This is a genomic window from Adlercreutzia sp. DFI.6.23, from assembly GCF_024462535.1.
Lineage (GTDB): Bacteria > Actinomycetota > Coriobacteriia > Coriobacteriales > Eggerthellaceae > Adlercreutzia > Adlercreutzia rubneri.
In genome coordinates, this window is record NZ_JANGBP010000752.1 from 1 (window position 1) to 290 (window position 290).

The 290-nt window shown below is 66.6% G+C and carries 1 pseudogene; it reads right to left on the reverse strand.

The features are described 5' to 3' along the window. Positions 1-290: pseudogene (locus tag NE591_RS15325) on the reverse strand (DNA polymerase III subunit delta); the annotation flags it as partial.

The window sequence follows — 290 nt, forward strand, 5'->3', positions numbered from 1 at the left end:
CGCTTGGGCCGGGTCGGCGCCGGTGTTCTGGGCCACGATGCCCGCGGCCTCCGAGGCGGGAATGTGGCGGAAGGGCACCACCTGGCAACGGGAGACGATAGTGGGCAGCACCGACTCGCGGGTACGGCCCAGAAGGATCATCACCACGTCGTCGGCCGGCTCCTCCAGTGTCTTCAGAAACGCGTTGGCGGCGCTCGCGCCCAGCTGGTCCACTCGATCCAGATTGTAGATCTTCTTGACGGCCTGAATGGGAGAGAGCGCCGTGTCGGCCACGATCTCGCGCACCTGTT